The following is a 16,307-nucleotide window of genomic DNA, read 5'->3' on the forward strand; positions in this document are numbered from 1 at the left end:
TAGGAAGAGAGCAGACCGACAGCCATGGCTGAGGCTCAGAACATCCCCGTGGGGTCCACCACCGCGGGCCAGATCGCGGTGGCCGCCGAGTCGACCGTCGCCACGCGCATGAGCGCGCCCGCGTCCTTCGACGTGGCGGACTTCCCGGTCCCCCACGGCCGCGAGGAGGAATGGCGGTTCACCCCGCTGGAGCGGCTGCGCGGGCTGCACGACGGCACCGCCGTCGCCACCGGCGACGGCGTGAAGGTCGACATCGAGGCGCCCGAGGGCGTCGTCGTCGAGACCGTCGGCCGCGACGACGCGCGCATCGGCAGGGCCGGGACCCCCGTGGACCGGGTCGCCGCCCAGGCCTACTCGGCGTTCGAGAAGGCCGGCGTGATCACCGTCCCCAAGGAGACGGTCCTCACCGAGCCGATCCGCATCGCCGTGCACGGCGAGGGCGGCACCGCCTACGCCCACCAGGTCGTCGAGCTGGGTGCCTTCGCCGAGGCCGTGGTCGTCATCGACCACACCGGCGACGCGGTGCTCGCCGCCAACGTCGACTACGTCCTGGGCGACGGCGCCAAGCTGACGGTCGTCTCCGTCCAGGACTGGGACGACAAGGCGGTCCACGTCGGCCAGCACAACGCCCTGGTCGGCCGCGACGCGACCTTCAAGTCCTTCGTCGTCACCTTCGGCGGCGACCTGGTCCGGCTGCACCCGCGCGTGGCCTACGCCGGACCCGGCGGCGAGGCCGAGCTGTTCGGCCTGTACTTCACCGACGCCGGCCAGCACCAGGAGCACCGCCTCCTGGTCGACCACAACGTCCCGCACTGCAAGTCCAACGCCGTCTACAAGGGCGCGCTCCAGGGCGACGACGCGCACGCGGTGTGGATCGGCGACGTGCTCATCGAGGCCGCGGCCGAGGGCACCGACACCTACGAGATGAACCGCAACCTCGTCCTCACCGACGGCGCGCGGGTCGACTCGGTGCCGAACCTGGAGATCGAGACCGGCGAGATCGTCGGCGCCGGTCACGCCTCCGCCACCGGCCGCTTCGACGACGAGCAGCTCTTCTACCTGATGGCGCGCGGCATCCCCGAGCTGGACGCCCGCCGCCTGGTGGTCCACGGCTTCTTCGCCGAGCTGGTCCAGCAGATCGGCGTCGCGGACATCGAGGAGCGCCTCCTCGCCAAGATCGCGCAAGAGCTGGAGGCGTCGGTCGCATGACCTTCGTACGCGTCTGTGGAGCGGACGAGCTGGAGGAGGACACCCCCAAGCGGGTGGAACTCGACGGCACGCCGATCTCCGTCGTGCGGACCGAGGGCGAGCTGTTCGCCATTCACGACATCTGCTCGCACGCGAACGTCTCGCTGGCCGAGGGCGAGGTCGACGACTGCCACATCGAGTGCTGGCTGCACGGCTCGCGCTTCGACCTCCGCTCCGGCAAGCCCGACAGTCTGCCGGCGACGCGCCCCGTCCCCGTATACCCCGTAAAGATCGAAGGGGACGACGTGCTCGTCTCCCTCACCCAGGAGTCCTGAGGCACCCATGGCAACGCTTGAAATCCGAGACCTGCACGTCACCGTCGAGGCCGACAACGCCACGAAGGAGATCCTCAAGGGCGTCGACCTCACCGTGAAGCAGGGCGAGACGCACGCCATCATGGGCCCCAACGGCTCCGGCAAGTCGACCCTCGCCTACTCCCTCGCGGGTCACCCGAAGTACACGATCACCGGCGGCACCGTCACCCTCGACGGCGAGGACGTCCTGGAGATGTCCGTCGACGAGCGCGCCCGCGCCGGCCTGTTCCTCGCCATGCAGTACCCGGTCGAGGTCCCCGGCGTCTCGGTCTCCAACTTCCTGCGCACCTCCGCCACCGCCGTCCGCGGCGAGGCCCCCAAGCTGCGGCACTGGGTCAAGGAGGTCAAGGAGGCCATGGAGCGCCTCAACATGGACCCCGCCTTCGCCGAGCGCAACGTCAACGAGGGCTTCTCCGGCGGTGAGAAGAAGCGCCACGAGATCCTCCAGCTGGAGCTGCTCAAGCCGAAGGTCGCGATCCTCGACGAGACCGACTCCGGCCTGGACGTCGACGCCCTGCGCGTCGTCTCCGAGGGCGTCAACCGCGTCCGGGAGACCGGCGAGGTCGGCACCCTGCTGATCACGCACTACACGCGCATCCTGCGCTACATCAAGCCCGACTACGTCCACGTCTTCGCCAACGGCCGCATCGCCGAGTCCGGCGGCGCCGAGCTGGCCGACAAGCTGGAGGCCGAGGGCTACGAGGCATACACGAAGGGCGGCGCATCCGAGTGACACAGCTGCCGGGCCTCCTCGACACAGAGGCGATCCGCAAGGACTTCCCCATCCTGGACCGCCAGGTCCACGACGGGCACAAGCTCGTGTACCTGGACAACGCGGCGACCAGCCAGAAGCCGCGGCAGGTGCTGGACGCGCTCAGCGAGTACTACGAGCGCTACAACGCCAACGTCCACCGCGGCGTGCACGTCCTCGCCGAGGAGGCCACGGCGCTGTACGAGGGCGCGCGTGACAAGGTCGCGGAGTTCATCAACGCGCCCTCGCGCGACGAGGTGATCTTCACCAAGAACGCCTCGGAGTCCCTCAACCTGGTCGCGAACATGCTGGGCTGGGCCGACGACCCCTACCGCGTGGACCACGAGACCGAGATCGTCATCACGGAGATGGAGCACCACTCCAACATCGTGCCGTGGCAGCTGCTGGCGCAGCGCACCGGTGCGAAGCTCCGCTGGTTCGGCCTCACGGACGACGGCCGCCTGGACCTGTCCAACATCGACGAGGTCATCACCGAGAAGACGAAGGTCGTCTCCTTCGTGCTGGTCTCCAACATCCTGGGCACCCAGAACCCGGTCGAGGCGATCGTGCGCCGCGCCCAGGAGGTCGGTGCGCTGGTCTGCATCGACGCCTCCCAGGCCGCGCCGCACATGCCGCTGGACGTGCAGGCCCTCCAGGCCGACTTCGTGGCCTTCACCGGCCACAAGATGTGCGGCCCGACCGGCATCGGCGTGCTGTGGGGGCGCCAGGAGCTCCTCGAGGACCTCCCGCCGTTCCTCGGCGGCGGCGAGATGATCGAGACCGTCTCGATGCACTCCTCCACCTACGCCCCGGCCCCGCACAAGTTCGAGGCGGGCACGCCCCCGGTCGCCCAGGCGGTCGGTCTCGGCGCGGCGATCGACTACCTCAACTCGATCGGCATGGACAAGATCCTCGCCCACGAGCACGCGCTGACCGAGTACGCCGTCAAGCGCCTGCTGGAGGTCCCGGACCTGCGCATCATCGGCCCCACCACGGCCGAGGAGCGCGGCGCGGCGATCTCCTTCACGCTGGGGGACATCCACCCGCACGACGTGGGCCAGGTCCTCGACGAGCAGGGCATCGCGGTCCGGGTCGGCCACCACTGCGCCCGCCCCGTCTGCCTGCGTTACGGAATTCCTGCGACCACGCGAGCGTCGTTCTATCTGTACTCCACGCCGGCCGAGATCGACGCACTGGTCGACGGCCTGGAGCACGTACGGAACTTCTTCGGCTGACGGGACGAGCGAAGAGCATGAAGCTGGACTCCATGTACCAGGAAGTCATCCTGGACCACTACAAGAACCCGCACGGGCGGGGCTTGCGGGATGGCGACGCCGAGGTCCACCACGTCAACCCGACATGCGGCGACGAGATCACGCTCCGCGTGAAGTACGACGGCACGACGATCAGCGACGTCAGCTACGAGGGCCAGGGCTGCTCCATCAGCCAGGCGAGCGCCTCCGTGCTGAACGACCTGCTGGTCGGCAAGGACCTCGCCCAGGCGCAGCGGATCCAGGAGACCTTCCTGGAGCTGATGCAGTCCAAGGGTAGGATCGAGCCCGACGACGCGATGGAGGAGGTCCTGGAGGACGCGGTCGCGTTCGCCGGGGTCTCGAAGTACCCGGCCCGGGTCAAGTGCGCCCTGCTGAGCTGGATGGCCTGGAAGGACGCGACCGCCCAGGCGCTGGACGGCGCCGACGCCGAGAAGGAGACGACGGCATGAGCGAGACCCTGGAGATGAAGCCGGCCTCGGAGGAGGAGCTCCGCGAGGCCCTGATGGACGTCGTGGACCCCGAGCTGGGCATCGACGTCGTCAACCTCGGCCTGATCTACGGCATCCACGTCGACGACGCGAACATCGCCACCGTCGACATGACCCTGACGTCGGCGGCCTGTCCGCTGACCGACGTGATCGAGGACCAGGCCAAGTCCGCCACGGACGGCCTCGTCAGCGAGCTGCGCATCAACTGGGTCTGGATGCCGCCGTGGGGCCCCGACAAGATCACGGACGACGGCCGCGAGCAGCTGCGCGCGCTGGGGTTCAACGTCTGAGCAGTTCAACGTCTGCGCCACACCGGCAGCACTGTCGCGGAGAACGGCGGCACCTTCGGGTGCCGCCGTTTCTCATGTCCGCACCCGTCCGCGTCCGTCGTTATGTACGCTCGTACACATGGGATACCTGCTCCTGGCCGGAGCCATCGCCGCCGAGGTTGCCGGCACCACCGCCATGAAGTACAGCGAGGGCTTCAGCAGGCTCGTGCCGTCTCTGCTGACGGCCCTGGCGTACGTCCTCTCCTTCGCGCTGCTCGCCCAGACCCTGAAGATCCTCGCCGTCGGCACGGCCTACGCCATCTGGGCCGGGGTCGGCACGGCGGCCATCGCCACCATCGGCGTGGCCTTCATGGGTGAGGGGATGACCCTCACCAAGGCCGCCGGCATCGCGCTGATCATCATCGGCGTCGTCGTCCTCAATCTGGGCGGAGCGCACTGATGCCCCGCCGCCACGACCCGGAGCGCCGCCAGCGCATCATCGACGCGGCGATCCGAGTCGTCGGACAGAAGGGCATCGCCGGCCTCAGCCACCGCACCGTCGCCGCCGAGGCGGACGTGCCGCTCGGCTCCACGACTTACCACTTCGCGACCCTGGACGACCTCATGGTCGCCGCCCTGCGCCAGGCCAACGAGGGTTTCGCCCGCGTCGTCGCGGCGCACCCCGCCCTGTCCGACCCCGAAGCCGACCTGTCCGGCGAACTCGCCCGCGTCCTCGGCGAATGGCTGGGCGGCGACCGCACCGGCGTGGAGCTGGAGTACGAGCTGTACCTCGCCGCCCTGCGCCGCCCCGCGCTGCGCCCGGTCGCCGCCGAGTGGGCCGAGGGCGTGGGCGCCCTGCTCGCCGCCCGCACCGACCCCACCACGGCCCGCGCCCTGGTCGCGGTACTCGACGGCATCTGCCTCCAGGTCCTGCTGACGGACACGCCGTACGACGAGGAGTACGCCCGCGAGGTGCTGACCCGCCTGATCCCCGTGCCCGCCACCCGAGACGGCCGCGGGCCCGGCTCGCATCCACCGGCGACGGCCGGTTAGGTTGCCCTCATGACCGACACGACTGCTCCCCGCACCAGCGGCGCCGTGGCCGCTGGCCTCGCCACGATCGCCGCCGACGGCACCGTTCTCGACACCTGGTTCCCGGCCCCCGAACTGTCCGACGAGCCCGGCCCCTCCGGCACCGAGCGCCTCACCGCCGAACAGGCCGCCGAACTCCTGGGCGGCGGCGCCACCGCCGCGGTCGGTCCCGACGCCCGCCGCGGCGTCGAGGTGGTCGCGGTCCGCACGGTCATCTCCTCGCTGGACGAGAAGCCGGTCGACACCCACGACGTCTACCTGCGCCTGCACCTGCTCTCCCACCGCCTGGTCAAGCCGCACGGCCAGAGCCTGGACGGCATCTTCGCCCACCTCGCCAACGTCGCCTGGACCTCGCTCGGCCCGGTCGCCGTCGACGACATCGAGAAGGTCCGGCTCAACGCCCGCGCCGAGGGCCTGCACCTCCAGGTCACCTCGATCGACAAGTTCCCCCGCATGACGGACTACGTCGCCCCCAAGGGCGTCCGCATCGCCGACGCCGACCGGGTGCGGCTCGGCGCGCACCTCTCCGCGGGCACCACGGTCATGCACGAGGGCTTCGTCAACTTCAACGCCGGCACGCTGGGCACCTCGATGGTCGAGGGCCGCATCTCCGCGGGCGTCGTCGTCGGCGACGGCTCCGACATCGGCGGCGGCGCCTCCACCATGGGCACCCTCTCCGGCGGCGGCAACGTCCGGATCGTCATCGGGGAGCGCTGCCTGGTCGGCGCCGAGGCGGGCGTCGGCATCGCCCTGGGCGACGAGTGCGTGGTCGAGGCCGGCCTCTACGTCACCGCGGGCACCCGCGTCACGATGCCCGACGGCCAGGTCGTCAAGGCCCGCGAACTCTCCGGCGCCTCCAACATCCTCTTCCGCCGCAACTCGGTCACCGGCACGGTCGAGGCCCGCCCGAACAACGCGGTGTGGGGCGGCCTGAACGAGATCCTGCACAGCCACAACTGAACCCGCGCAGGCTCGCCGGGCGCCCTTTGCCGCTGTTGCGGGGAGGGCGCTCAGGTGTCTGTGGGGGAGGATTTCGCGGTGGCGTGCTCCTGTTGGCGGCGCACGATCTCCGTGATCCAGGCGGGGGCGTACGGGGAGGTGCAGCCCGGGGGAGTGGGGTAGTCCTTGAGGACGCCGAGGCGCTCGCCGATGGTGAGGGCACGGGCGCGGTGTTCGGGGTGGTCGATGCCGATCTGGGCCAGGCAGTGGTTCATCGCCCACTGGAGGCGGTCCGGGGCGCCGCTCATCTCCGACTCGACGGTGTCCAGCAGGGCCGGGAGGTCGAGACCCGCCGGGTTCCTCGTCACGCGTTCCGTGGTCAGCGCCCAGCCGGCGCTCGCGACCACCGGGTCCGGGTCGGCGGTCCAGGCCACACGCAGTTCCTCGGCGTGCGGGTTCTTCTTCACCACGTAGTTCACGAGCCAGTCGTGCACCTTGGGGGTGCGGGCCTGGCGCAGCATGGTGTCCAGTTCGTCGCGGCCGTAGGACTTCGGGCGGCAGACCAGGAGGGCCAGCAGGCGTGCGGCGGTGTCGTCCGTGGCCCAGAGGGTGCGTGCGAGTTCGGGCTGTGTCTTCAGGCGCTTCGCGAGCGCGCGCAGCTTGGTGAGATGCACGCCGTGGTCGTCGCCGTGCTTCTCGTTCACGGCTCGGATCCGCGGGTCCTCGAGCCCGGCCAGCTCGGCCATCACCTCGGCCAGTGTCGGCCCGGTCGGCGTCTTGTCCGGTGTCTTCTCCGGCATCCCGGCCGCCTCCTGTCGCCCCGTCGGTCTCCTGAGGGCGCCCAGCCTACGGCGCTCACCGTTTCAGGGCCCGGTACCTCTTCAGCAGCGCGGTGACGCGGGCCCGGTCGGCCGCTCCGTTCAGCTCGGTCAGGAGGTCGTCGGGGCACAGCTCGTAGAGGTCGCCCCACCAGCGGCCGCCCTTGGTGTCCCAGATCCGGTATCCGCCCGGGACGCCCCGGGCCACGTAGCGTCTCCTGCTCATCGCGGGCAACCGTAGCCCGCACGTACGGATGACCGCCCGTGACTTTCCGGTGGTCTTGGCGGATGAACGGGTGGACGCAGAGTCCGATCAGACGCCGATCCGACGAGACGAGGACCTGGGATGACGCCTGAGAACACGCCCGAGACGCCGAACGAGCGGGTGAGGGCCGCGGCGCGCCGCCTGCTGGCCGGGGCGGGGGCCGCGGTGCTGGTGTGCTGCGGGTCGGTGTGGGCCGCGGGCGCCGCGCACGCCGACGAGACGACGACCGGTTCGCACAACGGCCCCCGGGTGGGGCTCCTCAACGTCCACGTCGGGCAGATCGACGACCCGGCGGAGGACGTACTGGAGCACACCCTGCTGTTCGGCGACGGCTACGCCTGGGACTGACCGGCGTCGGCGGTCAGTTCTCCGTAGGCCGCCAGCAGACCGGCGGTGGTCTCCCGGTCCGCGGACCGCAGCGGTGCGCGGACCGGGCCCGCCGGCAGGCCCAGCGCGCCGAGGAGGGCCTTGGCGGTGACCGTGCCGGGCAGACCGGCCGCCATCATCGACTCGACGAGCGGGACCGCCCGCCGCTGGAGCAGCGCGGCCCGGCCGGTGTCGCCCGCGTCGAAGGCGTCGAGGACGGCCCGGAACAGCTCCGGCACGACGTTGGCGACGGTGCTGACGTACCCCGCCGCTCCGATCGCGTAGAGGGGGAGGATCTGTTCGTCGCAGCCCGCGTAGTAGGCCAGACCGGTGCGGGAGAGCACCTTCTGGGTGCCGAGGAGGTCGTAGGCGCAGTCCTTGACGGCGACGATGCGCGGGTGCGCGGCGAGCCGGACGACGGTGTCGGGTTCGATACGGGTGCCGGTGCGGCCCGGGATGTCGTACAGCATCACGGGCAGGCCGCTCGCGTCGGCGACCTCGCGGAAGTGCGCCTCCAGGGCGTCCTGCGGCGGCCTGCTGTAGTACGGCGCGACCACCAGCAGTCCGTCCGCGCCGGCCTTCTCGGCCGCCAGGGCCAGTTCCACGGTGTGCCGGGTGTCCGCGGTGCCGACCCCGGCGACGAGTGCCGCGCGGTCCCCGACCGCCTCCCTGACCGCCGTCACCAGGGCCGCCTTCTCGGCGTCCGTGGTGGTCGGCGACTCGCCCGTGGTGCCGGACAGCACCAGGCCGTCACAGCCCCGCGCGACCAGCCGGTCGGCGAGCCGCTGGGCACCGTCGAGGTCGAGAGCGCCGGAGCCGGTGAAGGGCGTGACCATGGCGCACAGGCTGCGGCCGAAGGGGGCGGAGTCGTCGTCTGTCGTCATGGGAGTAGTGTCGGCGGCCAGACAGTGTAGCTCCACTTAATTCTGCTACGAGGTATCTGTAACGAATGCTTCAAGGTGAGGGGGCAGCCCGGGGTCTGGGACGGTGCGGGTACCGGCAGGGGTAGCGCCGTTCGGCGCGGGGTACCCGGGGTGCTCCGAACCGAGAGGAGGCGGGAACACCGTGACCGGAACCATGCACACCAGGCCGGTGCGCGACGAGCAGCACTCCGTGGGCGAACTCGTCGGGCAGGCCACCGAACAGCTCTCCCGGCTCGTGCGCCAGGAAGTGGCCCTCGCCAAGATGGAACTGGCCGAGAAGGGCAAGCGCGCCGGGCGCGGCGGCGGAATGCTCGGTGCCGCGGGCGCCATCGCCTACGTGGGCCTGTTCGCCCTGGCCGGCACGGCCACCGCCGCGCTCTCGCTGGTACTGCCCGTCTGGGCCGCGGCGCTCATCGTGACGGCGGCGCTCTTCGTGATCGCCGGCGTCCTGGCCATGGCCGGTCGCGCCCAGCTCCGCCGGGCCGTGCCACCCAAGCCCGAGGAGACCCTCGGCAGCGTCAGGGCCGACGTGGACCAGATCAGGGAAAGGGCACATCGATGACCGACGCGACGAGCCGGGACGGTTCGAGGAGCGGCTCCACCGAGCAGCCGGTCGGCGGGGCCAAGGGCCCCGACGAGCTGCGGAGGCAGATCGAACAGACCCGCGGCCAGCTCGGCGACACCGTGGAGGAGCTGGCGGGCAAGGCCGACGTGAAGGGCCGCGCCAAGGCCCGGGCCGCCGACCTGAAGGACAAGGCGGGCGCGATGAGCGTCCAGTTGCGCAGTTCCGCCGCGCACGCCGGGCACACCGTGCACGACAAGGCGGGCCGGGCCGGGCACGCCGCGCACGCCAAGGCGGGCCGGGCCAAGAGTGCCGCGGAGCCGCACGCGCGGCCCGGGCGGGCGCGCGGTGCGGTGCGGGCGGGGCTCGGGCACCCGCGGGTCGTGCTGGCCGCCGGGGCCGCGGCGGGCGTGGTGGTCGCGGCGAGCCTCGTGCGGCGCCGGCAGCACGGGCACTGCTGAGCGCGCGCACGGGAACGGCGTACGGGCGAGGGGCTCCGGACGGGGCCCCTCGCCCCATGTGTCTCCCCACCGGTGCCGGACGGGGCTTGACCTCAACCTTGGTCGAGGTCGGAGGGTGGTGCGTGCACCCGACGGAAACCGATCACTGGAGGCCGGCATGACCCGCCGCACCGACACCCACCCCGACCTGGCCCGCCCCGACGCCTCGGCACCCTTCTTCAGCACCTGGCGGGTCGGCACCCCCGAGCGGCAGCGGCAGACCGTCGACGCCATCGCCCGTACCTGGGAGAGCCGGCCCTGGCCCGCCGAAGACCTGCGCGGTTACCACGTCTACACCGGGCACGACGGCAGCACGCTGCTGCACCACTCCCAGTGGGCGAGCGAGCAGGCGTACGAAGCCTTCGTCAAGACCCACCGGCAGGAGCGCGTCGACGAGATCGACACCGCCGTGCCGGGCATCGAACGGCTGGGGCTCGGCAGGTACCGGCGCTACCGCAGTACGGCCCGCGAGGACCGGGCGGCCGTCGTGCCCGGCTGCATCGTGATCGTCGACATCGAGTTCGAGGGGCCCGACCCCGACCGGCAGCGCGCCTGGGTCGACGCGGTCTTCGAGGCCCTGGAGAGCGAGCCGCACCCGCACCCCGGCGGCATCTCCGCCCACTTCCACCTCAGCACCGACGGCACGCGCGTGCTCAACTACGCCGAGTGGGAGAGCGCGCAGGCCCACCTCGACGCCCTGGCCGCACCCGGCGACGGTGTCGGCTCGACGACACCCCAGTGGGAGCGGGTGCAGAACTGGCCGGGCCTGACCGGGGGCGGCCGGGTCAGCCGCTACGATCACGCGCTGGGCCTGGTGCCCCGCTGACCCCCCGAACCCGCCCCCACCGGGGTCCTGTTACGGACGGAACCGCAGCACCTGCGGGTCGTGGTCGCTGATCTGGTCGTGGAACTCGGCGTTGACGTGCACGCTGTCGTAGGACAGGTGGCCGCCGCGGCGGACCGAGGGGCTGACCAGGATCTGGTCCAGGACCTGGCTGTTGCCCTGGTAGACGTACGAGTAGCGCTCGCTCCTCGGCAGCGACTTCACCGCCGACCACAGGGCCCCGTCACCCTCCAGGATGCGGGCGGTCCGCGAGAACTCGAAGTCGTTGATGTCACCGAGCGCGACGACGTCCGCGTTCTTCTGGGCGGCCAGGATCTCCTTGACGAAGGTGTTCACCACCTTCGCCTGGGCGTGGCGCTGGGTCTCCGAGCCGCGCGACGGCGGCTGGTACTGCGCCGTCAGACCCTGGTCGCCGCCCTTGGAGTTGAAGTGGTTGGCGACGACGAAGACCGTCCGGCCGCGGAAGACGAACTCGCCCGCCAGCGGCTTGCGGCTGTCCTCCCAGGCCTCGTTCGCCGGGTCCACCCGGCCGGGGGAGTGGGTCAGCGCCGCCTTGCCGCGCACCTTCCGCACCCCGGTCGCCGTGGTGGCGTCGCCGCCCGCGCGGTCGGTGAAGGAGACCCGCTCCGGGTTGAACAGGAACGCCTGCCGGATGTTGCCGCCGGGCTGCCCGCCGTCCGCCTTGTCGACCGGGTCGATGCCCCGCCAGTCGTAGCGCGGGCCGCCGGCCGCGACGATCGCGTCGATCAGCCTGCCGACCGTCGCGTCGGCCGCCACCGTGCCGTCGTCCGTGGCGCCGTTGTTGTCCTGGATCTCCTCCAGGGACACGATGTCGGGGGACTTCAGGCGGTGCACGATCGTCTCGGCGTGCGCGGTGAAGGTGTCGTCCGACGGGTCGAGGTTCTCGACGTTGTACGTCGCCACCGCCAGCTCGCGCGCGCTCTGCCGGCGCGTCGACTCGCGCTCCGTGCCGCCGCTCTCCAGGGCGCCGATCTCGCTCGCGACCAGGGTGTAGCCGCCGTACTGGTTGTAGTCCAGCGGACCGGCGGTGGTACCGGCGAGCGTGTCGCCCACGTCGGCGGCGGGGAAGTCGGCCGGCTTGCCCAGCGACTGGATCTGGAGCCGGCCGGTGTTCTGGTCGTCGTAGGAGCCGTAGACCGTGCCGCCGCGGCGGTTCGGGTTCTCCCAGGGCTTCACCGTGACCCACAGCTCGGTGTACGGGTCCGAGGCGCCGACCACCCGGGCGTCGGCGACCCGGACGTTCATGCCCTCCAGGGACTCGTAGTAGTCCAGGGCGTACGTCCCCGGCCGCAGGGGCAGGGCGTTGACCGAGCCGTTCGCCGCCCCGTCGCCCTCGGGGGCGTACGCGCGGGGCACGGAGCGGGCGGAGACGGTCGTCGCGGCCGGGATCGCGTTGCCGCCCGAGACGACGGTGACCGTCGGGCGGGTGATCTCGGTCAGCGACTGGTTCCCCGACGACGTACCGCCGGGGACGTACTCCGAGACCGTCCCGGAGACGGCGACCGCGTCTCCGACGGCGACCTCGGGGGCCCCGCTCGTGAAGACGAAGACGCCCTCGCTGGTGGCCGGATCCGCGTCCGGCAGCGGGTCCTGCATCCAGAAGCCCTTGGAGGAGCCGTAGCCGCGGACGCCGGTGACGATTCCGGCCACGTCCGTGACCTGCTCGCCGGCGTACGGCGACAGCCGGGTGCTGCCCTGGACGTCGTGGATCCGCACCGGGCCGGCCGCTGCGGAGGCGGCGTGCGCGGGCGTGGTGAGGACGACGGTGGACGCCGCCGAACAGACGGCGGCGACGGTGAGCGCGGCGAGGCGCGCGGAGGACTTGCTGGCCAACGGATCCCTCCGGGGATGTGACGTGGCGCGGGACTCTACGCGCGTCAATCTCCTGCTTGCTCCGGCCAGTTGTCAAGGTTTCGGCCATGTACACCACCCGTCGGGGAGATGAACCGGGCGGCATGGGGCGAAACCCGTCTAGGCTGAGCCGTTGAGTCGTACGCGGTCCCGACCCGGCCGTACGGCGGTCAAGAGGCGCGCGAGGAGAAACATCCGATGTCAGACAGCTCCACCCTGCCGCCCGCACGGCTGCGCCCCGAAGCGGAGCTGGCCCGCGACGCGCTGTCCGCGCCGGTGCTCGCCCGGGCCGCGCGGCTGGCCCGCTGGGCCGATGCCGGCACCCGTGTCGACGCCGGAGGCGGACTCGTCGAGGAGCAGCTGCCCGCGGCGGCCGAGCAGCTCGGGCTGAGCGGGGACGACGCCGCCGCCCACGCGAGCGAGGCCTGGCGGATCGCCGTCGACACCGGGCTCGTCGAGATCACCGACGAGGAGGCGGGCACCGTGGCCGCGGGCGAGGACCTCGCCCTGCTCACCGGCGGCTCCCCCCAGGACGTGCTCGGGGTCTGGCTCACCGCGCTGGAGGCCGTGCTCGCCGACGCGAGCGTGCCCGACCTCGACGGCCTGGTCGACGCGATGGCCGAGGGCGGCGAGGTCGACCTGTCCTCCCTCGACTGGGACCCCGAGGCCGAGTCCGATTTCCTCGACGGCGTGCTCGGCAACCTCTACCTGCTCACCGTCGGCGAGGACGGTCCCGGCGAGGCCCCGGTGCCGCTGCCGGCGCTGGCCGCCTCCGTGATCGTGCCCAGCGACATGGGCGAGCCCAGCAACGAGGTCCTCGAGCAGGTGTCGGACGCGATGATGCGCCTGGACGACCAGTTCCGGCTGCTCGAACCGGTCGGCCTCGTCGAGTACCAGCCGGTCGACGAGGCGCTCATGGCCGACGCCGACGAGGAGCCCGCCGCCCCCGTCGACGAGGCCGACGTCACCCGCTACGGCATGGTGCGGCTCACCCCGCTCGGACTGTACGGACTGCGCGCCCGGCTCCTGGACGCCGGTTTCGAGGCGCCCGCCGTCGGTGACCTCTCCGACAAGGGCGCCGACGCGCTCCTCGACGGCACCGCGCCCTTCCCGCCGGCCGCGGCCCACGCCGAGACCGAGCTGTGGCTGGCCGGGCGGAGCCCGCTCGACGCCGCCCGCGAACTCCTCGCGGCGGCCCGTGGCACCGACCCCGGCGCTCCGCTGCGCCGGCTGCGCTGCCAGCAGGCGCTCTCCCTGGTCGGCGCGGAGGCCGAGCCCGCGCTGCGGGAGGTCCTCGACGACGCCGAACTGGGCGGCCTCGCCCGGGTGTGGCTCACCGAGCACGGGGCCCGGGACGTCCCGCCGCCGCCGCAGGAGATGGTCTTCTGGCTGACCATCGACACCGTCGCCGCCCAACTCGCCGCCGAGGGCAACTCCGAGGAGCTGCGCGCCCTGGTGGAGGGTCTCGCCCGGCAGCACAGCGGCTTCTTCGACACGGTCTGGCGGGTCGAGCACCCGGCCACCCCGGAGGTCCTGGAGGCGATGGGGCGGCTGCACCCCGACAAGAAGGTGGCCAAGGAGGCCCGCAAGGCGGCGTTCAAGGCACGCTCCCAGCAGGGCGGCTGAGCGCCCGAGGGCGGCGTACGCGGGCGGGGCGGCGGCCGAGCGCCGAGTGGGACGGGTCGGCGGCCGAGCGGCGAGTGGAACGGGTCGGCGGCCGAGCGGCGTACGGGACGCGGCAGGCGGCGGCAGGCGGCGGCCGCCGCAAGGCGGCGTTCAAGGCACGCTCCCAGCAGGGGGCTGAGCGCCCCAGGGCGGCGTACGCGGGCGGGGCGGCGGCCGAGCGGCAAGTGGAACGGGGCGGCGGCCGAGCGGCGTACAGGACGCGGCAGGAGGCGGCAGGCGGCGGCGGGCGGCGGCCCGAGGGCGGGGGAGAGGTCTCCGCCAGTTCAACTCCCGTTCAGGCGCGGACGGGACCCCCGTTCAGGCGCGGGCGGAACCGTGACGCCGGATCGAGGTCCGCCACCCTCCACGGCTCGCCCACCGTCACAGGAGACACCATGTCGCTCACTCGCAGGGACTTCGCCGGCCGATCCGCGCTCACCGGCGCCGGGGTCGTGCTGGCGGGCAGCGTCGGCGCCCTCGCCACCGCCCCCAACGCCCTCGCGTCCACGGACACCGACAGCGTGGGGGCGGAGCACGACGGCCACGACCACCACCACGGCCACGGCCACGGCGGGGTCGGCTACGGGCCGCTGCTCCCCGACCCGGACGGCATCCTCGCCCTGCCCGCCGGCTTCCGGTACGAGATCATCACCTACTCCGGGCGGACCAAGCTGGAGTCCGGCGAGTACACCCCGTCCAACCACGACGGCACCGCCGCCTTCGACGGCCCACGCGGCACCACCCTCCTCGTCAACAACCACGAACTCGGCGGCCACCGCGACGACTGGCCGCACCCCGTCCCGCTCACCGAGGGCCTCGTCTACGACCCGGCCGCCGCCGGCGGCTGCACCGTCGTCGAGGTCCGCCGCGGCGGCCACGTCGCCGAGTGGGTCGGCATCGCCGGCACCGCCACCAACTGCGCGGGCGGCAGCACCCCGTGGGGCACCTGGCTGACCTGCGAGGAGACCGAGGACAGGGCCGGCGAGGAGGGGATGACCAAGGACCACGGCTACGTCTTCGAGGTCGACCCCGAGGACCGCCGCGCCAACCGCGAACCCAAGCCCGTCAAGGCGCTCGGCCGCTACGCCCACGAGGCCGTCGTCATCGACCCCAAGCGCGGCCACGCCTACCTCACCGAGGACGCCTCGGGGCCCAACGGCCTCCTGTACCGCTGGACCCCGCCGGAGCACTTCCGGCACGGCCGCGGCCGGCTGCGCACCCTCGCCGACGACGCCGGGGTCCTCCAGGCGTTCAAGTGCTTCGACTCCGGCGGCAAGTTCGTCGACGACCTCTCCCGCGCCACCAGGACCGGCACCGTCTACGGCGTCGACTGGGTCGACGTCCCCGACCGCGACGCGCAGACCACCTCCGTGCGCAAGCAGTTCGCCGCCGGCGAGGTCACCCGGGCGCGCAAGCTGGAGGGCATGTGGTGGGCCGACGGCGGCGCCTACGTCGTCTCCTCCTTCGCCCGTGACGAGAGCCCGGGCCGGCCGCACGACGGCCAGGTCTGGTTCTACGACCCCAAGCGCCGCACCCTGACGCTGAAGGTCCTGCTCGGCGTCAACGCCGACCCGTCCGCCGACGGCGCCTTCGACGGCCCCGACAACATCACCGTCTCCCCGTACGGCGGCCTGGTCATCGCCGAGGACGGCGACGGGGTCCAGCACCTGTTCGGCGCCACCGACAGCGGCCGCACCTACCCCATCGCCCGCAACGAACTGAACCTCGGCACCGAGGACGACCCCGAATACAGCGAGTTCACCGGCGTCACCTTCTCGCCCGACGGCCGCACCCTCTACGCCAACATCCAGACGCCGGGCATCATGCTCGCCATCACCGGGCCCTGGAAGCGCCAGAAGCGCCGGTAATTAATTCGCTCGCCCGAACGACGGCCGCCCTTTTAGAGTGATGAACGTCCAGGTGCGAAGGCAGGACCTACTTCCACTCATAATGGGGCGGCCACGGGTTCGAGTCCCGTCACCGGCACAACGCGCCGGTGTAGCTCAGGGGTTAGAGCACCTTGTCGGTTCCGCCGACCTGAACTCTGGACACCCACAACTTCATGCACCTCCCGGTGCGCGGGCCGCGGCTACTTCTTCTGCAAAAAGAATCCCATG

19 protein-coding genes and 1 tRNA gene are annotated in these 16,307 nt (G+C 72.1%); 16 read left to right on the plus strand and 4 right to left on the minus strand.

Going from position 1 to position 16,307, the window contains the following annotated elements:
- The first annotated feature begins 24 nt into the window (after window positions 1-24).
- The 9 genes from sufD (at window position 25) to dapD (ending at window position 6,396) form a co-directional block, all read left to right on the plus strand.
- Window positions 25-1,209, plus strand: a complete 1,185-nt coding sequence (sufD, locus tag R2E43_RS28745; RefSeq protein ID WP_030868580.1) for a Fe-S cluster assembly protein SufD — start codon at window positions 25-27, stop codon at window positions 1,207-1,209.
- A complete protein-coding gene (locus R2E43_RS28750) occupies window positions 1,206-1,523 on the plus strand; it encodes a non-heme iron oxygenase ferredoxin subunit (RefSeq protein ID WP_003976896.1) in 318 nt (105 codons plus the stop codon). Before sufD ends, R2E43_RS28750 begins: the two co-directional genes overlap by 4 nt.
- A gap of 7 nt (window positions 1,524-1,530) precedes the next feature.
- Window positions 1,531-2,295, plus strand: a complete 765-nt coding sequence (gene sufC, locus R2E43_RS28755; RefSeq protein ID WP_003976897.1) for a Fe-S cluster assembly ATPase SufC — start codon at window positions 1,531-1,533, stop codon at window positions 2,293-2,295.
- Complete coding sequence (locus R2E43_RS28760; protein ID WP_003976898.1) at window positions 2,292-3,548, plus strand: cysteine desulfurase; 1,257 nt, start codon at window positions 2,292-2,294, stop codon at window positions 3,546-3,548. The genes sufC and R2E43_RS28760 overlap by 4 nt, the downstream gene beginning before the upstream one ends.
- Before the next feature lie 17 nt (window positions 3,549-3,565).
- Window positions 3,566-4,036, plus strand: coding sequence for a Fe-S cluster assembly sulfur transfer protein SufU (sufU, locus tag R2E43_RS28765; RefSeq protein ID WP_030868583.1), 471 nt, complete (start codon window positions 3,566-3,568; stop codon window positions 4,034-4,036).
- Complete coding sequence (locus R2E43_RS28770; RefSeq protein WP_003976900.1) at window positions 4,033-4,365, plus strand: metal-sulfur cluster assembly factor; 333 nt, start codon at window positions 4,033-4,035, stop codon at window positions 4,363-4,365. Before sufU ends, R2E43_RS28770 begins: the two co-directional genes overlap by 4 nt.
- A gap of 118 nt (window positions 4,366-4,483) precedes the next feature.
- The gene (locus R2E43_RS28775; RefSeq protein ID WP_003976901.1) at window positions 4,484-4,804 is read left to right on the plus strand and encodes a DMT family transporter; all 321 of its coding nucleotides are present in this window, start codon (window positions 4,484-4,486) and stop codon (window positions 4,802-4,804) included.
- The gene (locus R2E43_RS28780; RefSeq protein ID WP_003976902.1) at window positions 4,804-5,397 is read left to right on the plus strand and encodes a TetR/AcrR family transcriptional regulator; all 594 of its coding nucleotides are present in this window, start codon (window positions 4,804-4,806) and stop codon (window positions 5,395-5,397) included. The genes R2E43_RS28775 and R2E43_RS28780 overlap by 1 nt, the downstream gene beginning before the upstream one ends.
- Window positions 5,398-5,406: 9 nt before the next feature.
- Window positions 5,407-6,396: a 2,3,4,5-tetrahydropyridine-2,6-dicarboxylate N-succinyltransferase gene (gene dapD / locus R2E43_RS28785; RefSeq protein ID WP_003976903.1), complete on the plus strand. Its 990-nt coding sequence runs from the start codon at window positions 5,407-5,409 to the stop codon at window positions 6,394-6,396.
- 50 nt (window positions 6,397-6,446) lie between these two features.
- Here dapD and R2E43_RS28790 read toward each other — a convergent pair whose 3' ends face one another.
- Window positions 6,447-7,175 carry a DNA alkylation repair protein gene (locus R2E43_RS28790; RefSeq protein WP_332056700.1) on the minus strand — a complete coding sequence of 243 codons (729 nt, stop codon included), beginning with the start codon at window positions 7,173-7,175 and terminating at the stop codon, window positions 6,447-6,449.
- A gap of 55 nt (window positions 7,176-7,230) precedes the next feature.
- Window positions 7,231-7,419, minus strand: coding sequence for a hypothetical protein (locus R2E43_RS28795; RefSeq protein ID WP_332056701.1), 189 nt, complete (start codon window positions 7,417-7,419; stop codon window positions 7,231-7,233).
- A gap of 120 nt (window positions 7,420-7,539) precedes the next feature.
- On the opposite strand from R2E43_RS28795, the gene R2E43_RS28800 reads away from it, so the two are divergent.
- Complete coding sequence (locus R2E43_RS28800; protein WP_003976906.1) at window positions 7,540-7,806, plus strand: membrane protein; 267 nt, start codon at window positions 7,540-7,542, stop codon at window positions 7,804-7,806.
- Here the strand turns inward: R2E43_RS28800 and dapA are convergent.
- The gene (gene dapA, locus R2E43_RS28805; protein WP_016325946.1) at window positions 7,791-8,708 is read right to left on the minus strand and encodes a 4-hydroxy-tetrahydrodipicolinate synthase; all 918 of its coding nucleotides are present in this window, start codon (window positions 8,706-8,708) and stop codon (window positions 7,791-7,793) included. The genes R2E43_RS28800 and dapA overlap by 16 nt on opposite strands.
- Window positions 8,709-8,889: 181 nt before the next feature.
- On the opposite strand from dapA, the gene R2E43_RS28810 reads away from it, so the two are divergent.
- The 3 genes from R2E43_RS28810 (at window position 8,890) to R2E43_RS28820 (ending at window position 10,635) form a co-directional block, all read left to right on the plus strand.
- Window positions 8,890-9,309, plus strand: a complete 420-nt coding sequence (locus R2E43_RS28810) for a phage holin family protein (protein ID WP_003976908.1) — start codon at window positions 8,890-8,892, stop codon at window positions 9,307-9,309.
- Window positions 9,306-9,770 (plus strand): DUF3618 domain-containing protein, encoded by a 465-nt coding sequence (locus R2E43_RS28815; protein WP_030868597.1) that lies wholly within the window; start codon window positions 9,306-9,308, stop codon window positions 9,768-9,770. The genes R2E43_RS28810 and R2E43_RS28815 overlap by 4 nt, the downstream gene beginning before the upstream one ends.
- A 157-nt stretch (window positions 9,771-9,927) precedes the next feature.
- Window positions 9,928-10,635 carry an antibiotic biosynthesis monooxygenase gene (locus R2E43_RS28820; protein WP_003976910.1) on the plus strand — a complete coding sequence of 236 codons (708 nt, stop codon included), beginning with the start codon at window positions 9,928-9,930 and terminating at the stop codon, window positions 10,633-10,635.
- Between the two features lie 30 nt (window positions 10,636-10,665).
- Here R2E43_RS28820 and R2E43_RS28825 read toward each other — a convergent pair whose 3' ends face one another.
- A complete protein-coding gene (locus R2E43_RS28825; RefSeq protein ID WP_332056702.1) occupies window positions 10,666-12,507 on the minus strand; it encodes an endonuclease/exonuclease/phosphatase family protein in 1,842 nt (613 codons plus the stop codon).
- 216 nt (window positions 12,508-12,723) lie between these two features.
- On the opposite strand from R2E43_RS28825, the gene R2E43_RS28830 reads away from it, so the two are divergent.
- The 3 genes from R2E43_RS28830 to R2E43_RS28840 all read left to right on the plus strand — a co-directional run bounded on the left by R2E43_RS28830 (window position 12,724) and on the right by R2E43_RS28840 (window position 16,173).
- On the plus strand, window positions 12,724-14,151 hold the full coding sequence (locus R2E43_RS28830; protein ID WP_319218109.1) for a hypothetical protein: 1,428 nt from the start codon (window positions 12,724-12,726) through the stop codon (window positions 14,149-14,151).
- A gap of 434 nt (window positions 14,152-14,585) precedes the next feature.
- Window positions 14,586-16,058, plus strand: a complete 1,473-nt coding sequence (locus tag R2E43_RS28835) for a PhoX family protein (RefSeq protein ID WP_011028042.1) — start codon at window positions 14,586-14,588, stop codon at window positions 16,056-16,058.
- 45 nt (window positions 16,059-16,103) lie between these two features.
- A tRNA-Met gene (locus R2E43_RS28840) sits at window positions 16,104-16,173 on the plus strand.
- The last annotated feature ends 134 nt before the right edge of the window (window positions 16,174-16,307 follow it).

Source organism: Streptomyces violaceoruber, assembly GCF_033406955.1.
Taxonomy (GTDB): domain Bacteria; phylum Actinomycetota; class Actinomycetes; order Streptomycetales; family Streptomycetaceae; genus Streptomyces; species Streptomyces violaceoruber.